Origin of the sequence: Saccharopolyspora gloriosae (genome assembly GCF_022828475.1) — a bacterium.
GTDB classification, from domain to species: Bacteria; Actinomycetota; Actinomycetes; order Mycobacteriales; family Pseudonocardiaceae; genus Saccharopolyspora_C; species Saccharopolyspora_C gloriosae_A.
This window is the reverse complement of sequence record NZ_CP059557.1, coordinates 4013820-4032952: the sequence shown is the minus strand read 5'-3', so window position 1 is coordinate 4032952 and position 19133 is coordinate 4013820. Positions and strand designations below refer to the sequence as shown.

General features: G+C 71.1%; 16 protein-coding genes and 1 pseudogene. 15 read left to right on the top strand and 2 right to left on the bottom strand.

Going from position 1 to position 19133, the window contains the following annotated elements; translation table 11 throughout:
• The first annotated feature begins 54 nt into the window (after positions 1-54).
• Entirely contained in the window at positions 55-1881 is a 1827-nt protein-coding gene (locus H2Q94_RS17425; RefSeq protein ID WP_243795772.1) for a 2-oxoacid:acceptor oxidoreductase subunit alpha, read from the top strand.
• A pseudogene (locus H2Q94_RS17420) lies at positions 1878-2941 on the top strand (2-oxoacid:ferredoxin oxidoreductase subunit beta). Before H2Q94_RS17425 ends, H2Q94_RS17420 begins: the two are co-directional and overlap by 4 nt.
• A gap of 217 nt (positions 2942-3158) precedes the next feature.
• Here H2Q94_RS17420 and H2Q94_RS17415 read toward each other — a convergent pair.
• Positions 3159-3671: a phosphatase PAP2 family protein gene (locus H2Q94_RS17415; RefSeq protein WP_243795769.1), complete on the bottom strand. Its 513-nt coding sequence runs from the start codon at positions 3669-3671 to the stop codon at positions 3159-3161.
• Positions 3629-3952 carry a hypothetical protein gene (locus tag H2Q94_RS17410; RefSeq protein WP_243788248.1) on the bottom strand — a complete coding sequence of 108 codons (324 nt, stop codon included), beginning with the start codon at positions 3950-3952 and terminating at the stop codon, positions 3629-3631. Before H2Q94_RS17410 ends, H2Q94_RS17415 begins: the two co-directional genes overlap by 43 nt.
• A gap of 231 nt (positions 3953-4183) precedes the next feature.
• On the opposite strand from H2Q94_RS17410, the gene H2Q94_RS17405 reads away from it, so the two are divergent.
• The 13 genes from H2Q94_RS17405 to H2Q94_RS17345 all read left to right on the top strand — a co-directional run bounded on the left by H2Q94_RS17405 (position 4184) and on the right by H2Q94_RS17345 (position 19066).
• Positions 4184-4963 (top strand): polysaccharide deacetylase family protein, encoded by a 780-nt coding sequence (locus tag H2Q94_RS17405; protein ID WP_243788247.1) that lies wholly within the window; start codon positions 4184-4186, stop codon positions 4961-4963.
• A 184-nt stretch (positions 4964-5147) separates the two neighbouring features.
• Entirely contained in the window at positions 5148-6542 is a 1395-nt protein-coding gene (locus tag H2Q94_RS17400) for a nucleotide sugar dehydrogenase (RefSeq protein WP_243788246.1), read from the top strand.
• 7 nt (positions 6543-6549) lie between these two features.
• A complete protein-coding gene (locus tag H2Q94_RS17395; RefSeq protein WP_243788245.1) occupies positions 6550-7887 on the top strand; it encodes a carboxylate--amine ligase in 1338 nt (445 codons plus the stop codon).
• Entirely contained in the window at positions 7887-9116 is a 1230-nt protein-coding gene (locus tag H2Q94_RS17390) for an NAD(P)-binding domain-containing protein (protein ID WP_243788244.1), read from the top strand. The genes H2Q94_RS17395 and H2Q94_RS17390 overlap by 1 nt, the downstream gene beginning before the upstream one ends.
• A gap of 55 nt (positions 9117-9171) precedes the next feature.
• Positions 9172-10590, top strand: a complete 1419-nt coding sequence (locus H2Q94_RS17385; protein ID WP_243788243.1) for a sugar transferase — start codon at positions 9172-9174, stop codon at positions 10588-10590.
• Positions 10472-11626, top strand: a complete 1155-nt coding sequence (locus tag H2Q94_RS17380; protein WP_243788242.1) for a glycosyltransferase — start codon at positions 10472-10474, stop codon at positions 11624-11626. The genes H2Q94_RS17385 and H2Q94_RS17380 overlap by 119 nt, the downstream gene beginning before the upstream one ends.
• Complete coding sequence (locus H2Q94_RS17375) at positions 11623-12597, top strand: NAD-dependent epimerase/dehydratase family protein (RefSeq protein ID WP_243788241.1); 975 nt, start codon at positions 11623-11625, stop codon at positions 12595-12597. The genes H2Q94_RS17380 and H2Q94_RS17375 overlap by 4 nt, the downstream gene beginning before the upstream one ends.
• Before the next feature lie 10 nt (positions 12598-12607).
• On the top strand, positions 12608-13891 hold the full coding sequence (locus H2Q94_RS17370) for a glycosyl hydrolase family 18 protein (RefSeq protein ID WP_243788240.1): 1284 nt from the start codon (positions 12608-12610) through the stop codon (positions 13889-13891).
• Between the two features lie 237 nt (positions 13892-14128).
• Positions 14129-15490 (top strand): glycosyltransferase family 2 protein, encoded by a 1362-nt coding sequence (locus H2Q94_RS17365; RefSeq protein ID WP_243788239.1) that lies wholly within the window; start codon positions 14129-14131, stop codon positions 15488-15490.
• A 182-nt stretch (positions 15491-15672) separates the two neighbouring features.
• Entirely contained in the window at positions 15673-16431 is a 759-nt protein-coding gene (locus H2Q94_RS17360; protein ID WP_243788238.1) for a response regulator transcription factor, read from the top strand.
• On the top strand, positions 16428-17612 hold the full coding sequence (locus H2Q94_RS17355) for a glycosyltransferase (RefSeq protein ID WP_243788237.1): 1185 nt from the start codon (positions 16428-16430) through the stop codon (positions 17610-17612). Before H2Q94_RS17360 ends, H2Q94_RS17355 begins: the two co-directional genes overlap by 4 nt.
• Positions 17613-17727: 115 nt before the next feature.
• Entirely contained in the window at positions 17728-18363 is a 636-nt protein-coding gene (locus H2Q94_RS17350) for a sensor histidine kinase (protein ID WP_243788236.1), read from the top strand.
• Between the two features lie 34 nt (positions 18364-18397).
• Positions 18398-19066 (top strand): LuxR C-terminal-related transcriptional regulator, encoded by a 669-nt coding sequence (locus H2Q94_RS17345; protein WP_243788235.1) that lies wholly within the window; start codon positions 18398-18400, stop codon positions 19064-19066.
• The last annotated feature ends 67 nt before the right edge of the window (positions 19067-19133 follow it).

Here is a 19133-nt window from a genome sequence, read left to right as displayed (position 1 = left end):
ACGAACGACGACACCCCGAACGGCCAGGGCACGAGCCCGCGCAAGCTCAACCGCGTGGTGATCCGCTTCGCCGGAGACTCCGGCGACGGCATGCAGCTGACCGGCGACCGATTCACCTCGGAGGCCGCGGCCTTCGGCAACGACCTCGCGACGCTGCCGAACTTCCCGGCCGAGATCCGGGCTCCCGCCGGGACGCTGCCGGGCGTGTCCAGCTTCCAGCTGCACTTCGCCGACTACGACATCCTCACCCCGGGTGACCGGCCGGACGTTCTGGTGGCCATGAACCCGGCGGCGCTGAAGTCGAACCTCGGCGACCTGCCGCACGGCGGCACCCTGATCGTCAACACCGACGAGTTCACCAAGCGCAACCTCACCAAGGTCGGGTACGAGCACAACCCGCTCGATTCCGGGGAGCTCGAACCGTACGTGGTGCACCACGTCGCGATGGCCGAGCTGACCCGCGGCGCCGCGGAACCCGCCGGGGTCGGGCGCAAGGACGCCGAACGCGCGAAGAACATGTTCGCGCTCGGGCTGCTGTCCTGGATGTACCACCGGCCGACCGAGGGCACCGAACGGTTCCTGCGGGAGAAGTTCGCGAAGAAGCCCGACATCGCCGAGGCCAACGTGCTCGCGTTCCGCGCGGGCTGGAACTACGGCGAGACGACCGAGGCGTTCGCGGTGACCTACGAGGTCGCGCCCGCGACGCTGCCGAAGGGGACCTACCGCCAGATCACCGGCAACGTGGCGCTCGCCTACGGCCTGGTCGCCGCCGGGCAGCGCAGCGGACTGCCCATGTTCCTGGGCACCTATCCGATCACCCCGGCTTCCGACGTGCTGCACGAGCTGGCCAAGCACAAGAACTTCGGCGTCACGACCTTCCAGGCCGAGGACGAGATCGCGGGAGTCGGCGCGGCGCTGGGCGCCTCGTTCGGCGGCTCGCTGGGAGTGACCACGACCTCCGGACCGGGACTGGCGCTGAAGTCGGAGACCATCGGGCTGGCGGTGACCCTGGAGCTGCCGCTGCTGATCTGCGACATCCAGCGCGGCGGCCCGTCGACCGGGTTGCCCACCAAGACCGAGCAGGCCGACCTGTTGCAGGCGCTCTACGGCCGCAACGGCGAGTCCCCCGTGCCGGTGCTCGCGCCGCAGTCGCCGGCGGACTGCTTCGAGGTGGCGCTGGAGGCGGCGCGGATCGCGCTGCGCTACCGCACGCCGGTGCTGCTGCTGTCCGACGGGGCCATCGCCAACGGCTCCGAGCCGTGGCTGATCCCGGACATCACCGACCTGCCGGACCTGCGGGTGACCTTCGCGACCGAACCGAACGCGCCGGACGGCTCCGGTGAGTTCTGGCCGTACGTGCGGGACCCGGAGACGCTGGCCCGCGAGTGGGCGGTGCCGGGCAACGCGGGCACCGAGCACCGCATCGGCGGGTTGGAGAAGGCCGACGGCTCCGGCGCCATCTCCTACGACCCGGACAACCACGACAAGATGGTCCGGCTGCGCCAGGCGAAGATCGACGGGGTCGAGGTGCCCGATCTCGAGGTGGACGATCCGTCCGGGCAGGCCGAGGCGCTGGTGCTGGGCTGGGGTTCGTCCTACGGCCCGATCGGCGCCGCCTGCCGCCGGGTGCGCGGCCTGGGCGTGCCGATCGCGCAGGCTCATCTGCGGTACTTGAACCCGATGCCCGGGAATCTCGAGGAGGTGCTGCGGCGTTACGACAAGGTGATCGTGCCGGAGATGAACCTCGGCCAGCTCGCGATGCTGCTGCGGTCCCGCTACCTGGTGGACGTGCACAGCCACACCAAGGTCGCGGGTCTCCCGTTCCAAGCGGAAGAACTCCAGAACGTGCTCACCGATGTGGTGCAAGGAGTGTCGGCGTGACGACCACGGACCTCGGACTGCCGGAGGTGGGCGGCCTGCACGGCGTGCCCACCAGCGACGAGAAGCAGACCGCGAAGGACTACAAGTCCGACCAGGAAGTGCGTTGGTGTCCCGGTTGCGGGGACTACATCGTCCTCAACGCGGTGCAGAGCTTCCTGCCGACGCTGGGGCTCAAGCGGGAGAACATCGTGTTCATCTCGGGCATCGGCTGCTCCAGCCGGTTCCCGTACTACATGAACACCTACGGGATGCACTCGATCCACGGACGTGCTCCGGCGATCGCGACGGGACTGGCCACGCAGCGACCGGACCTGTCGGTGTGGGTGGTCACCGGGACGGGGACGCGCTGTCCATCGGCGGCAACCACCTGATCCACGCGTTGCGGCGCAACGTGAACCTGAAGATCCTGCTGTTCAACAACCGGATCTACGGGTTGACGAAGGGGCAGTACTCGCCGACCTCGGAGGTCGGCAAGGTCACCAAGTCGACGCCCGCGGGTTCGCTGGACACCCCGTTCAACCCGGTGTCGCTGGCGCTGGGCGCGGAGGCGAGCTTCGTGGCGCGCACGCTGGACTCGGACCGGGCGCACGTCACGGAGACCTTGCAGGCCGCGGCGGAACACCGGGGCAGCGCGCTGGTGGAGATCTACCAGAACTGCCCGATCTTCAACGACGGCGCGTTCGACGTGCTCAAGGACAAGGACGAGAAGCAGCGCCGCATGATCCCGCTGCGCCACGGCAAGCCCATCGTGTTCGGCCCGGAGGACGAGCAGTACGCGGTGGTGCGCGACGCGGCCGGTGAGCTCCGGGTGGCGCCGCTGGCGGAGGTGGACTCCGACGACGTGGTCGTGCACGACGCGGAACGCGCGGACAGCTCGTTCGCCTACGCGCTGTCCAGGCTGGGCGGGGTGAACCTGGATCCGACGGTGACCGGGGTGTTCCGCTCGGTGTCCCGGCCGACCTACGACGACGCCGCCCGGGAGCAGACCGCGGTGGCGAGGGAGAGCAACCCGCCCGACCTCCAGAACCTGCTCAACGGCAACGACACCTGGACCATTTGAGGCCCGGTACCGGCTGCGTAGGTGGTCGGGTGGCGGAACCTCAGGTGCTTCCTCGCTGCGAAATCATTTTCCCAAGTGGCTCCGCCACGAGGGAAAAAGCCGTCCTCGCGAGGAAGCACCTGAGAACCCGCCGCGGTGCCGGTTGCTCTGGCTGGTCGCTGCTCAGCGGCCTCGCCGCTGACAAGATCCCGGCCACGAGATCACTCTCGGCTGGTGATCACTTCGTGGTTCGCTGTTTGCGGGCTACCAGGGAGTTGATCAGGCGGGGTAGGTGTTCGGCGAACAGCCAGAGGCTGAGCAGCAGTACCGTCCAGGACGCGCCGAGCGTCCAGCCGGCGACGACGTCGGTGGGGGAGTGCACGCCGAGCATCACCCGGCTGACGCCGGTGACGACCATCGCGAGCACCGCTGCGGCGAACAGGGCGTTGCGGACCCACCGGGTGCGCAGCAGGCGCAGCGCGAACGCGCCGAGCATCAGGTACAGCGCGGCCGCCTGCGCGGAATGCCCGGAAGGGAAACCGAAACCGTCCTCGACGACGATCGCGTTCACCACCAGCGGTCGCGGCCGGGCGATCATGATCTTGATCAGGTACACCGCGAGACCCGTGCCCGCCGAACCCAGCGCCAGCAGCAGCAACGGCGACCACCGGTGGCGGGTGAATCCGATCAGCACGCCGATCGCGATGCTCACCGGCAGCACCACCAGCACGTCGCCGAGCCAGGTGAGCACCGCCAACGCCCCACCAGCGGCCCGGAACGCAGCTCCAGCGACACCCGCAGCAGGTGCTCGTCGACGCGGAGCACCGGCCCGCCCTGGTACACCTGCTCGGTGAGCTCGGTGAAGCACCACACCCCCACGGCGCTCAGCAGCAGGCCCAGCACGACCGGCAGCCACGGGTAGGCGGAGATCAGATCCCGGATCCCGGCCTGCGGGGGTGCTGAGCCGGTGTTCGCGGCCGCGTCGGCGGAACCGTCCTGATGTGCTGGTTCTTGACGGGAGGCCGCGGCCACGTGTCAACTCCTCGGCGATCTTCCGGTCCGGTCGGTGATCTGCCCGATCCTACCGATCGCCCCGAAACGGGCAGTTGATCACCTAGGCCCGTCCGGGGCGCCCCTGCCGGGTCGGCGCGCACGCGCCCGTCTCGTGCATCCGGGTTACTCGAACTCACCCGCGCGACCGGTCCGCCCGGCACCCGCCCGTGCGACGGTCCGCCGAGGACGTGACCAGAAGGGCGGGCCGCGATGACCCGGACAGCGCAGCAGTCCTCCCGGCAGCGGGTGCCGCAGTCGTTCCCGTACGTGCTGATGTACCACTCGGTGTCCGAGTACACCGAAGACCCGTACTTGGTGACGGTGGAGCCCGCCCGGTTCGAGCGGCAGCTGCGCTGGCTGCGGGCGCGCGGATGCACCGGGGTGTCGATGCGGGAGCTGCTGGCCGCCCGCCGGGCCGGGCGGGGGCGCGGACTGGTCGGGTTGACCTTCGACGACGCCTACACCGACTTCGCCGACACCGTCTTCCCGCTGCTGCGCCGCTACGGCTGGACGGCGACGGTCTTCGTGATCTCCGGGATGATGGGCGGGCACAACGCGTGGGACCCGGCGGGGCCGCGCAAACCGCTGATGACCGAGGACGAGGTCGCCCGCGTCGCGGCGGGCGGCATGGAGATCGGTTCGCACAGCGTGCTGCACCGCCGGTTGACCACCCTGGACCAGGCTGAGCTCGCCGCCGAGGTCGGCAAGAGCCGCCCGATGCTGCAGGCGTTGTCCGGGCAGCCGGTGAACGGGTTCTGCTACCCGTACGGCGGGGTGGACGCGGCCGTGGTGAGCGCGGTGCGGGAGGCCGGATACGACTACGGCTGCGCCATTTGGCGTTCCGAACTCTCGGGGACGCACGCGTTGCCGCGCACCTACGTCGGTGATCGGGACGGGACCCTGCGGCTAGACGCGAAACGGGTCCGCCACGGGCTCAGGGCCACGCGCGCCGCGGAGATCCCCGCACCGAGATTCCTGCGGTTTCGGTAGGGCCGCTACCGCCGTTGGGGGAGCGGGCCGACCCCGCTGAGCTGCGAGGCTGAAGCCCGCGGACGAACAACGGCGACACCGGTCAGGCGGCACGCGGTGGGGGCCGCGACCACTTGAGACACCGGGAACGAGCGGGCGCTTCGACCGCCCGCCGCACGGGACACGCGTAACCGGGGGAGGAAACGTGACCCAGCATCACCTTGCGCTGGCGGTCAACGGCCGGGAAGGACAACTGTCCGGCCGGCTGGTCGCCTACCAGGACCGGTCGGAGGAGGACGCGGTGCGCCGCGCCGCCGGCCTGGAAACCCACGTTCCGAAGGCCAGGCAGGGAACGGTCGTGATCCTCGGACTCGGATACGTGGGCCTGCCGACCGCGTGCGGGCTGGCCGCGCGCCGCTCCAGCGTCGTCGGCGTCGACATCAGCGAGGCGCGGCTGCGGGCCGTGGCGGACGGAGACGTGGACCTGCCCGGAGCGGAACGCGCGGTGCTGCACGACGCGCTGGCCGACGTTTCGCTGCGGCTGTCGGAGGATCCCTCGGCGCTGGCCGAGGCGGACACCGTCGTCGTCTGCGTGCCCACTCCCGTCGACGAGGACCGGACGCCGGATCTCGCCGCGCTGCGCGGCGCGTGCGCGACGGCGGTGGCCCACGCCCGGCCCGGCCAGACGATCATCCTGACCTCCACCACGTTCGTCGGGACCACGCGAGAGCTGCTGGTGGAACCGTTGCGGCGCCGGGGCTTGGAGGTCGGAACCGAGGTGCACGTGGCGTTCAGCCCGGAACGCATCGACCCCGGCAACCACGACCACGCGCAGCGCGACACCCCGCGCATCGTCGGCGGCGTCACGCCGGAGTGCTCGGCGCGGGCGGCGCGGGTGATCGGCGACCTCACCGACTCGGTGTTCCTGGTGGGTTCGCCGGAGGCGGCGGAGCTGACGAAGCTCTACGAGAACATCTTCCGCGCGGTGAACCTGGCACTGGCCAACGAGATCGCCGACATCTGCGGCACGCTGTCGCTGGACCCGATCGAAGTGACCATCGCGGCGGGCACCAAGCCCTACGGGTTCCTCGGCAGCTTCCCGGGACCGGGAGTCGGCGGGCACTGCATCCCCTGCGATCCGCACTACCTGCTGTGGCAGCTGCGGAAGATGGGCGTGACGGCGCCGGTGATCGACCAGGCCATGCGGTCCATCGACCTGCGCCCGGAGCAGGTGGTGCGCCGTGCCGAGGAGATGCTGGCCGCCGCCGGAACGGCCGCGTCCGGGGCGCGGGTGTTGCTGGCGGGCGTGAGCTACAAGGCGGGCGTGCGGGACCTGCGGGAGTCCCCGGCACTACCGATCATCAGCGGACTGACCCGGCTCGGCGCGGACGTGCGCTACCACGATCCGCTGCTCGGGGAGATCGAGCTGCCCGACGGCTCCCGGCTGTCCGGGGAACCGGAACCGCGCGGCGCCGACTGGGACCTGGTCGTTGTGCACACCGTGCATCCGGGATTCGACTACTCGTGGGCCGGGGACTGCCCGCAGGTGCTGGACGCGACGTACCAGTTCGATCTGGCGCCGCACCGGCAGGTCGTGTGAGGCGGGCATGCGCGCTCCGGAACCGGACGGCATCGACACCGCCACGCCCGCGGTCGTCTTCAAGCTGGACCCGAACGTGCTGCACCACGGCGGGCTCGGGCTGATCCGCAGCCTGGGCCGCGCCGGGGTGCCGGTGTACGCGGTGCACGAAGATCCGATGGCGCCCGCGGCGCATTCCCGTTACCTGCACGGGCGCTGGTGGTGGCGCCCGGAACCGGGAGATCCGGAGCGGATCAACCTGGGACTGGCGGCGCTGGCGGAGAAGCTGGGCAGGCCCGCGGTGCTGTTCCCCACCGACGACGCCGCCGCGATCCACCTCGCCGAGCACGGTGCGGCGCTGCGGCACTGGTTCCGCTTCCCCGACCCGTCGCCGCAGCTGCCTCGGGAAGTCGCCGGGAAGTTCACCTTGCAGGACGTGTGCCGGGATCTGAACGTGCCGACGCCGCGCGCGGAACTCGTGCGCACCAGGGCGGAGGCGGACGAATTCGCGGCGGAGGCCGGTTTCCCGCTGGTGGCGAAGCTCGCGACGCCGTGGACGTCCGGTGGCCGGGCGAAGGTGCGCAGCACCTCGATCCTGCGCTCCCGCCCGGAACTGCTGGAGATCGCCGAAGTCTGTGAACAGCAGGACGCGGGCATGCTGATGCTGCAGGAGTACATCCCCGGCGGCAGCGGCAACGACTGGTTCTTCCACGCCTACCGGGGTTCCGCCGGATGCCGGCCGGCGTTCACCGGGGTGAAGCTGCGCTCGTACCCGGCGCACGCCGGGCTCACCACGCTGGGCCGGTGCGCGTCGAACACGGTGCTGCGCGCGCAGGCCGTGGAGTTGTTGCGGCGCTTGGACTTTCGCGGCATCGCGGACCTGGATTTCCGCTTCGACCGGCGCGACGGCAGCTACCGGCTGCTGGACTTCAACCCGCGACTGGGCGCGCAATTCCGGTTGTTCCGGGACTCCGCGGGCATCGACGTGGTCCTCGCGGCCTACCTGGACCTGACGGGGCAGCCGGTTCCGGAGGGGATTCCGCCCGTGGGGCGCCGATTCCTGGTGGAGAACTACGACCCCATCGGCGCGCTCGGCTATTGGCGGCGCGGAGATCTGGGGCTCGGCAGGTGGGCGCGTTCGCTGTGGGGAGTGGACGAGCTGGCGTGGTTCGCCCGTGACGACCTCGCGCCGTTCGCGCTGATGTGCGGCTGGATGGGAAGACGGGCGATCACCCGGCGATTCGCGCCGCGCCCCAGCGTGCAGGTGGTGGAACCGCCGCGTTTCCGCGCACGGGCGGAGCGGGACGCGAACACGAGGATTCGGCAGCGGCGACGGTCGCCGTATGCGGTCAAGGAGGGGCACTGATGAACGACACCGTCGACGTCGCCATCGTGGGCGCCGGTCCGTATGGGCTGTCGCTGGCTGCACACCTGCGGGCAGGCGGCGTGAGCTATCGGCACTTCGGCATTCCGATGGACTTGTGGCGCAGCAAGATGCCACGCGGGATGTTCCTGAAGTCGCAGGGGTTCGCCTCGAACCTGTCCGACCCGGACCGCTCGCACACCTTGCGGAACTTCTGCCAGGAGACCGGCCGCGGCTACGCCGACTACGGCGTTCCGGTGTCCCTGGAGAACTTCACGGCCTACGCCGAGTGGTTCCGCGAACAACGCGGGCTCGAAGTCGAGCAGGTGCTGGTGACCGACCTGGACCGGCGGGCGGGCGTGTTCGAGCTGGAACTCGCCGACGGCGGCAGCGCGAAAGCCCGCTCGGTGGTGGTGGCCGCCGGGGTGCAGCACTTCTCCCGCACTCCGGAGGTGTTCGCCGACCTGCCTCCCGAACTGTGCACGCACAGCTCGGAGCACACCGACCTGGCCAAGTTCGACGGCGCCGAGGTACTGGTGATCGGAGCCGGGCAGTCCGCGCTGGAATCGGCCGCGCTGTTGCACGAGAACGGGGCGTCGGTGCGGCTGATCGCGCGCGCCAGGGACGTGGCGTGGAACGGCAGGCCGTTGTTGCCGGACCGGCCGTTGCTGCGGCGGATGCGGGAACCGGAGGCCGGGCTCGGTTCGGGCCTCTCCACCTGGTTCTACTCCGAGCACCCCGACCTGTTCCGGCACCTTCCCGAGAGCCAGCGGGTGTTCCGGGCGCGCACGGCGCTCGGCCCGGCGGGCGCGTGGTGGCTGCGCAGCCGGGTCGAGGGCGTTTTCCCGGTGCACGTCGGGCACACGGTGGACTGGGCGAAGACGGTCGGTGAGCAGGTCAAGCTCGGAGTGCGCACGTTCGGCGGCGGCGGTCGCGAGTTCGCCGCCGACCACGTGGTGTGCGCGACCGGCTATCCGCCGGATCTGGAGCGGCTCGCGTTCGTGAACCCGCGGCTGCGGTCCCGGTTGCGCACGTTGGCGCGGACTCCTCGGGTGGACGCGCACTTCGAATCCTCGGTGCCGGGGCTGTACTTCGTCGGCGCCTCGGTGGCCCCGAGCCACGGGCCGGTGATGCGGTTCGTCTACGGCGCGGACCACGCGGTGCGGCGGGTCTCGGCGCGACTGTCCTCTTCGGACGCGAGTAGCAAGGTTCCCGCCGGGGCCGCCGGATGAGCATCGCCGACCTGCGGTCCGGCCCGGCCCCGTGCCGTGCGCGCTGCGTTGCCCGGTGCGAACCGGGGTGCGCGGGGCGCCACGGCTGCTGCCGGTGGTGCTGTGGCCGGTGGTCGACGCGGTCACGGTGACCGTGGCCGCGCTCGCGGTGGGCACGCCGGGACTGCCCGGCGCGCTGTACGTGGTGGCGGTGCTGGGAGTGCTGGCCGCGGGCGGCGGGCATCGCCTCCGGGTCTGCCTGCGCGTCGGAGATCAGGTTCCGCGGTTGGTGCTCGCCGCCGCGGTGCCCGCCGCGCTGCTGGTGCCGTGGACGGGTGACGGGTGGCTGGTCCCGGCGGGGGCGAGTGCGCTGGTGCTCGCCCGCGGCGCGGGGAACGCGGGACTGCGCGCCGCGCACCGCCGGGGGCTGCTGGTCGAACAGGTGCTGATCGTGGGAGCCGGTTCGGTCGGCGTGCGGATCTCCCGCGCGCTGCGGGAACACCCGGAGTTCGGTCTGCGACCGGCATTCCTCGCCGACGGACCGGCCGCGGACGGGACGCCGGTGCTGGGCCGCCCGCACCGGCTGGGCGAGCTGGTGGCCCGGCACCGCGTCACCCGCGTGATCCTCTGCGCCGGGGACACCGACGCGGACCTGGTGTCGATCGTGCGCGCCTGTCGTCCGCTGCCCGCCGACGTCTACCTGGTGCCGGGTCTGCCGGAGCTGGGCGTGGCGGTGCCGCAGCGCTTCCTGGACGAGATCTGGGGGGTTCCGCTGGTGCCGCTGCGCCGCTGGGCGCACACCGGTGCGGCGGTGCGCGCGAAGCGGATCTTCGACGTGGTGCTGGCCGGTGCGCTGCTGGTCGTGCTGGCACCGCTGTTGCTGGCGCTGGCCGCGGCCGTGCGCCTCGGCGGTGGTGGGGCGGCGCTGTTCCGGCAGCGCCGGGTCACCGGAGCCGGCCGGTCGGCGACGGTCGTCAAGCTGCGCACGATCCCGGGCGGCACCGAACAGGGCTGGTCGGTGCCCGCCGCGGATACGACCGGGCTGAGCCGTTGGCTGCGCGGAACGCACTTCGACGAGCTGCCGCAGCTGAGCAACGTGCTGCGCGGCGAGATGTCCGTGGTGGGGCCGAGACCGGAACGGCCCTGCTACGCCGAACGATTCGCCCGCGAGATCCCGCGCTACCGCGACCGGCACCGGGTGCGGGGCGGCATGACGGGCTGGGCGCAGGTGCACGGCCTGCACGGGGACACCTCGATCCCGGAGCGGGCCGATTTCGACAACCGCTACATCGAGAACTGGACGCCGTGGCTGGACGTGGTGGTCGTGGCCAGGACGGTCGGCATCGTGCTGGCCACCGCGATGGGGGAGGACAGGAATGAAGGTTCTGCACGTGATCACCGGTCTGGCGGTCGGTGGCGCCGAGCTGCAGCTGCGCTCGATCCTGCAGCACACCCGGCACGATTCGGAGGTGCTCGCGCTCTACAACCCGGGTGACGTCGCGGACATGATCACCGGTGACGGTGTTCGGGTCCGCGATCTGGGCATGACCAGCAACACGCAGGTCGGCGCGGTGCTGCGCATGCGGGCGCTGATCCGCGAGGGCGGCTACGACGTGGTGCACACCCACCTCTACCGGGCGTGCGTCTACGGAAAGCTCGCCGCCCGGCTCGCCGGTACGCCGGTGGTGGTCGGCACCGAGCACTCGATCGGGGAGACGCACCTGGAGCGCAGGCGGATGACCGCCGGAGTCCGCGGGCTCTACCTCGGCACCGACGTGTTCGCGCAACGCACCATCGCGGTGTCGGAGACGGTCGCCGGGCGGCTCGCCCAGTGGGGGATGCGCGCGGACAAGATCAGCGTCATCCCGAACGGCGTCGACTTCGGCCGCGTCAGCTTCGACTCGGCCGCCCGCGCGCGGGTCCGGGCCGAGCACGGCATCGACGAACGAGCTCACGTGATCGGCGTGCTGGGCAGGCTGGACGCGAACAAGCGCTTCGACATGGTGATCGAGGCCGCGGCCCCGCTGCTGGGCGAGGGCGCGAAACTGCTCATCGTCGGCGGCGGCGCCGAACGGGAACGGCTGGAGGCGCTCGCCGCGGAGCTCGGCGTGGCCGAGCACGTGGTGTTCGCCGGTGAACGCCACGACGTGTCCGCGATGCTCTCCGCGTTCGACCTGTTCGTGGCGTCCTCGGCGCAGGAGACGTTCGGGTTGTCCGTGCTGGAGGCGCTGGCCAACGGGATGCCGGTGCTCTACACGACGTGCCCGGCGCTGGAAGGCGTCCGGACCGATCGCGCCCGGCAGGTTCCGGGCGACGTGGACGGCATGCGCAAGGAGATCACCGCCGAGGTCACCGACCGGCGCCCGCGCGGCGATGTTCCGGTGATCCGGGACCTCTACGGCATCGAAGCGGTCACCGGTCGCATCGACGATCTCTACGAACGGTTGCACTCGAACACCAGGCGCGGGGCGAACGCCCGGCGCGGGGCGAACCGGCCGCTGGCCGCGGAACAGGGCGGAGGCGTGCGATGAGGGCATTGGTCACCGGAGCGGCCGGGTTCATCGGATCGCACCTGGTCGAATGGCTGCTCGCCGAGGGGCACACCGTGGTGGGCGTGGACGATTTGAGCACCGGCAGCAAGGCGAACCTGCCGGAGAACGCACCGGCTTTCCGCTTCGTGCAGGGCACCATCCTGGACGGTTCCCTCATCGACGATCTGGTGTCCGAAGTGGACGTGGTGTTCCACCTGGCGGCGGCCGTGGGTGCGTTCGTCATCCAGGAACGCACCCTGCGCAGCCTGCTCACCAACGTGCACGGCACCGAGAACGTGCTCGATTCGGCGCACCGCAACGGGGTCCGCGTGCTGGTGGCCTCCACCAGCGAGATCTACGGCAAGAACACCAAGCCGGGCCTGTCCGAGACCGACGACCGGCTGATCGGCTCGCCGCTCAAGACCCGCTGGACCTACTCCGAGGCCAAGGCGATCGACGAAAGCCTGACCTGCTCCTACGTCCGGGAACTCGGGTTGAACGCGACGATCGTGCGGCTGTTCAACACGGTCGGACCCCGGCAGAGCGGGCGCTACGGCATGGTCATTCCGCGGCTGGTGAGCCAGGCGCTCAACAACCGGCCGCTGACCGTGTTCGGCACCGGGCACCAGGTCCGCTGCTTCTGCCACGTGCTGGACGTGGTGCCGGCGCTGGTGCGGCTGATGGATCTGCCCGAGGCGAACGGGACCGCGATCAACCTCGGCAGCACCGAGCAAGTGTCCATCATGGAACTGGCGACGAAGGTGATGGAACTGACCGGATCCAACGCCGGCGTCGTGAAGATGTCCTATGAGGACGCATACGGGCCGGGCTACGAAGACCTGCAGCGACGGGTTCCGGACTGCGGGAAGGCGCGGGCGCTGATCGGTTTCCAGCCCACCCGCACGCTCGACGACATCATCCGCGCCGTCATCGACGAGCAGACGCGCGCCGCACAGGTCGTGTCGGCATAGCGGGGGAGACATGCACGACGACGGGGTGCGGGAGGGCGAGCGAGATGAAGTGGCCACACGTCCGGGCTCCGCTGCGGACGGATCAGCGGGCGGCGGGATCGGCAAGCGAATCGCGACGTGGTGGCGGTCGCGGAACGGAACCGGGGCACAAGCACCGGAACCGGCGCAGCAGCCAAGGGCGCTGGATCGCGCGCGGAGCCCCCGTGCGCGCCGGGTCCGCCACTTCGGCGGATCGATCTGGTTCGTCGCGCTCATCGCGATCGCCGCGCTGCTGGTGGTCGTGATGGCCGCCCCGCGCATGATGTCGCCGTCGAAGCCCGGAACGCTCGTGGTCGCCTCGCTGCCGTTCTGGAACCTCGACAACGGGACGGCCACCGTGGTCGCCAACCGGGACTCGGTGAACGAGGTCTCACCGTGGATCTACGGGCTCGGCGACGACGGACGCATCACCCACCAGTTCCCGCCGGAGCGGGCCGCCGAGGTGACCGAGCAGGTCGGCAAGTTGCGCGACGCCGGGGTGCCGGTGGTGGCCTCGCTGGCCAACATCACCGACGGCCGCTGGGCTTACGAACCGGTCGCGAAAGTGCTGCACGATCCACGGCTGCGGGACCGGCACGTGCGGGAGATCGTCGACCTCGTCGAACGGGAGGACTATGAGGGCATCGACATCGACTACGAGAACCTGCGCTCCGGGGATCGGGAGGTGTTCAGCGCGTTCGTCACCGAACTGGGCGCCAAGCTGCACGCGGAAGGCAAAACCCTGTCGGTCGCGGTGTTCGCCAAGGCCAGCGACGTCGGCTACGACGAGCGCAACGTGGCGCAGGACTTCGTCGCGATCGGCCGGGCAGCCGACCAGGTGCGGCTGATGGGTTACGACTTCCACTGGGGAACCTCGCCGCCCGGGCCGGTCGCGCCGATCGCGTGGGTGCGCGATGTCGTGCAGTACGCCAAGTCGAAGATCCCGCCGGAACGCATCGTGCTGGGCATCCCGCTCTACGGCTACGACTGGGTGGGCGAGCACGGCACCAACCTCACCTGGTTGCAGGCGTTCCAGCTCGCCACCCAGCACCGCGCGGAGACGCACTACGACCCGGTGAGCCAGACCCCCTGGTTCCGCTACACCGACGAGCGCGGCCGCGAACACGAGGTGTGGTTCGAGAACTCCGTCAGCTCCAAGGCGAAGTTCGAAGTGGCCCGCGGTTCCGGAATCCGCGGCGTCTACCTGTGGATGTACGGCTACGAGGACACCTCCACCTGGAACCGCCTGGCCGAAAGCCTTCCGGTGAGCGAATGAAGGGGTCTCCGGAATGTTCTGCGTAGCGGGTCGGGTAGCGGAACCTCAGCGGCCTCCTCGCTGCGGGATCGATTTCTCATGTAGCTCCCTACACCACGAAATCGCTGTCCTCGCGAGAAGGCCGCTGAGAACCCGCCGGTGGCCGGGCTGCTCAGGTGGTCACTGCTCATCGGCTTCGCCGCTGACAAGACACGGATCAAAAACCGCTGTGCACGGGCGTTCAAGGGGGAGCTGGGCATGATTCCGTGGTGGGTTCTGGCCATCGTGGTGTTCGGGGCGAACTTCACGCTGTGGGGTCTGATCGGGTTGTTGCGGGTGCTCGACGGGTGGCACGGATCCTTGCGGACCAGAATGCGGCCGCGCCGGGCGAAGGTCACCGATCTGCAGGCGCACCGCGAGAAGAAGGAACTGCCCGGCAGGCACCGCCTGCGGCGGCCGACGAACCTGAAGATCACCGACGTCGCGGTGCTCATCGCCGCGCACAACGAGGAACTGGTCATCAAGGAGAGCCTGCGGGCGATCACCGCGCTGATCCCGCCCAAGCAGGTGCACGTGGTCTCCGACGGCTCCAGCGATCGCACCGTCGAATTCGCCCGCCGCGCCGGGGTGAACGTGATCAGCACCGATGAGAACGTCGGCAAGGCGGGCGCGCTGCAGGTCGGCATCCGCCGGTTCCGGCTGGTGCGGCGGTACCGCCTGGTGATGCTGCTGGACGCCGACACGCGGGTGGAACCGGGCTACTTCAGCGCCGCGCTGCCGTTGTTCGACGATCCGGACGTGGTGGCCGTCGCCGGATGCGTGCGCACCTCGTGGCGGGACCGCTCGCTGTCGTTCGCCGGCCGGCTGGTGGCGTTCCACCGGCAGCGGATCTACTCGATGACGCAGTACCTGTTGAAGTTCGGCCAGACCTGGCGGCACGTCAACGCGACGCACATCGTGCCGGGCTTCGCCAGCATCTACCGCACCGATGTGCTGCCGAACATCGAGGTGAACCCGCCGGGACTCGTCATCGAGGACTTCAACATGACCTTCGAGGTGTACCAGAAGCGGCTCGGCAAGGTCGGTTTCACGCCGTCGGCGGTCGCGGCCACTCAGGACCCTGGCACCCTGCGCGACTACGTGCGCCAGTCGCGGCGTTGGGCGCTCGGACTGTGGCAAACGGTGCGCAGGCACCCGCCGCGGCTGAACCTGTTCACCGGGATGCTCACGTTGCTGCTCTTGGAGCTGTTGACCAGCAGCATCATGTTGGTGCTGCTGCCGGTGGTGCTGTCGGTGCTGCTGATACCGGAGCTGGCGGTGGGCGTGCTGACGGTGCCGTGGTTCGCTGGGACTTATGAGGCGGTGTCCGGGTATCTGACGATTCCCGCGCTGCTGCTGGGGATCGTGCTGCCGGACCTGTTGCTGACCTGTGTGGTGACGCTCATCCTGCGCCAGCCCCGGTTCCTGCTCTACGCGTGGCTGTTCCTGCCGCTGCGAGTGGTGGACTCGGCGATCTCGTTGTCCTCGCTGCCGTTGGCGTGGTGGTCCCGCTCCAGCGGTCGCTGGAGCAGTCCACGCCGCCACAGCATCGAGGGCGCGGATGCGGAATCCGCCGCGTAAGGGCTCGGCGTTGCCGCGTCCCTGGGCGGTGTGGCGGCCGATGTCTCGAGCGCTCGCTCGGCGACAGCGGCGTCCACGCGGGAAGAGCGCTGAGCTTCGCCGGTGCCGGTCGCTCGGGTGGTCACTGCTCGGCAGCACACGGATGCGGGAGGTTCACCCGGTCGTCCCGGGACGAATCGGTGGTGCTCCCGCAGTTGGATGAGGACTTCCGGACGTCCGGGCGCGACGGTGAGGTGGTGAACGTGCTGCGGCTGCTGATGGTCGACGACCACCTCATGCTCACCGAGGCGCTGAGCGCCCGGCTCTCCGAAGCGGGCGACATCTGGGTGGTGGGCCGCTGCGCCACCGACGACCCGCAGCTGCCGGCGATGGTGGACCGGCTGCGCCCCGACGTCGTGACCATCGACGTGGACCCGGTGCACTCCACCGGCGACCTGGTGGCGGCGGTGCGAGCGCGGCGCCCCGAGGTGCGGGTCGTGGTGCTCACCGGAGGTCTCGACCGGCGGCGCGCGGTGGACGCGGCACGGGCCGGAGCGGCGGGCTGGGTGCCGAAGGAGTGCGGTGTGGAGGAACTGACGACCGTGCTGCGCGGCGTGTCCGCGGGGCACGCGTGGTACCCGCCGGAAGTGCTCGGCGAGATCCTGGTGCGGTTGCGGGAGGACGTGGTGCGCGCCGGTCGGCGGGACGGGCCGCTGGACGTGCTCAGCGACCGGGAACGCGACGTGCTGCGCGGCATGGTCGACGGCAAACGCGGCAGCCGCATCGCGGAGGAACTGCGGATCTCCGCGGAGACGGTCCGCACGCACACCCGCAGCATCCTCGCGAAACTGCGCGTGCACTCCCAGCTGGAGGCGGTGAGCGTGGCGGCAGCGGCGGGCCTGCGCACCAACGCGGCCCCACCCGGTTCCGCCGGGGAACTCGCCCCGCCGGATCCCCGATGAGCCGCAGGCCGCGCGTCGCCACGATCATCACCAGGCTCGAAGGCGGCGCGGGTGCGATGGCGCTGCGCGGGGCGCTGGGGCTGGATCCGCGCGAGTTCGACGTCACCGTGATCACCGGCAGCGGTGGGCGGTTGCTGCGGGAGGCCACCGACGCGGGACTGGCGACCGTGCTCGAACCGGCGCTGCGCGCCCCGATCGCCCCTGCCGACGATCTGCGGGCGCTGCGACGCCTCACCGCGCTGCTGCGCCGCGGCTCGTTCGACGTGGTGCACACCCACTGCGCGAAAGCCGGGGCGCTCGGCCGGGTCGCGGCGGCCCGGGCCGGAGCGGCCCGGATCGTGCACTCCTACCACGGCTTCCCGTTCCACGAGTTCCAGCGCGCACCGCGCAGGCAGGCTTACCTGGCGGTGGAACGCGCCCTGGGCGGAGTCACCGATGTGGCGCTGTGCGTCGGCACCGGCGTGGCCGTCGAAGCCGTCCGGCGCGGTCTCATCGCGCCGGAACGAGTGCGCACCACCGGAGTCGCGGTGCGCCCCGTCCCGATCCGGCCCGGCCAGGCCCGCCGCGAGCTGGGACTGCCACCGGCGGCGACCGTCGTCGGAGCGGTCGGCAGGCTCGTCTACCAGAAGGCCCCGGAGGACTGGGTCCGCGCGTTGGCGGCGCTGCGCAGGCCGGACGTGATCGGCGTGTGGATCGGCGACGGCGAACGCGCCGCGCGGGTGCGGTCGGCGGCGGCCCGCCTCGGCGTCCGCGTCGAGCTGGCCGGGGACCGCCCCGACGCGGCCGAACTGGTGCAGGCATTCGACGTGTTCGTGCAGTCCAGCCGCTACGAGGGACTGCCGCTGGCGGTGGTGGAGGCGATGAGCGGTGGCGTGCCGGTGGTGGCCACGGCGGTGAACGCGATCGGCGACGTGATCGTGCCGGGGGTGACGGGACTGCTCGTCCCACCGGCTCGCCCGGACCTGCTCGGCTCGGCCGTCGCGAGCCTGCTGGCGGACCCGCCGTGGGCGGCGGGACTCGCCGCAGCCGCCCGCGCTCGGATCGCGGGCGTGCACACCGAGGCCGCGCTCGCGGCGGAGCTGGCCGCCGCCTACCGGGACCCGGTGACGCCGTCCGCCACCGGGGCAAAGCCGTCCGGCGCCGTCGTGGAACCGCCAGGAAACATCCGTGACCTGCGGTGACCGTCATCCCCTGAAGGTATGAGACTGCAACATGCGGACACCGTCGCCGCGAAGAGCCGGATAGCACGGCCGGAGGCAGTCCGGTCACGTCATCTCGGAGCGGAGGGGAGCGGTGGTGCGAACCGAATCCTTGCCCGCGCCTGCACCGCCCGGCGCGGAGCGGTGCCAGCGCGGCTTGCTGCACGACCTGGGACACGGCTTGGCGGCCGTGTCGTACTTGGCGGAGGGGATGCGCGCCGACGGTGAGCTGCCACCGGCGGCCATGGCCCGGTTGGAGGTGCTGAGCCGGGAACTGGCGAGGCTGCTGGACCTGGTCGCCTCCGGTGCGGAGCCCGCCGAGGCGGCACCGGTCGAGTTGCGCGGCCTGCTCGCCCGGCTCGCCACCGCCCGCGCTCGCGCAGGCGCACCGGCGCTGCGGGTGCGCCCCGGCGGTCCGGTGCTGGTGCAGGCGGACGAGACCGCGGTGTGGCGGATGCTGTCGAACCTGGTGGACAACGCGATGCGGGCGGCTGGACCGGGCGGTGTCGTCGAACTGGGCATCACCCGCCATCCGGCTCCCGACGACGGGCCGGGCACGGTCACCGTGGAGATCGTCGACGACGGTCCGGGTTTCGGTCGCGGCCCCGGCGGTGCTTCCGGGCTAGGGCTGGGCATCGTCACGGGGCTGGCGCGGGAATGCGGGGCACGGCTGCACCTGGACTCGGCACCACTGCGGGGAACGCGCGCTCGGCTGGTGTTCTCGGGGGCCTGACACCGGTCGGAACGGCCAACGATGGGAGAGTTCGATGGGGGACGGTTCAACGCGGGTGCTGCTCGGCGATGACCACACGATCTTCGTGGACGCGTTGGTCGCGGCGCTGTCCGCACGTGGTTTCCCGGTGGTCGGCACGGCGGGATCCCTCGCGGGCACGGTCGCCGCCGTGCGGCGGCTCGCACCGGACATCTGCCTGCTCGACCGGTTCTTCGGCGACGGCGACGGGGTGGCGCGGCTGGGGGAGGTGCTCGCCGCCGGGCCGGACACGAAGATCGTCGTGCTCACCGCCGACGGAGACGCCCACGGGGTGCGCGGCGCCCTGTCCGCGGGCGCCGCGGGATACGTGAACAAGATGTGCGGCTTGGAGAACCTGGTCGATGCGCTGGATGCGGTCGCCGCCGGGGAGACCGTCGTGTCCCTCGCCACGGCGCGGGTTCCGCCGCAGGAGCCGCGCGGCGACGCCCTCGACGCCCGCAGGCTCGCCTCGTACCTCACCGCGCGGGAACGCGAATGCCTCGGCCTGCTCACGGAAGGGGCGCAGACGGCGACGATGGCCAAATCCCTGGGCGTCTCCCCGACGACGGTCCGCACCCACGTGCAGGCGGTGCTCACCAAACTCGGCGTCCACTCCCGCCTCGAAGCGGCCTCATTGGCCCTGCGCCACGACCTCCTCACCTCCCGAACCCTCGCCGACCGGTGACCCCGAACCACTGACCCGCTCCCGCGTCACCGCACCACGCGCCATCGGGACGCAGGCGCAGGACAAG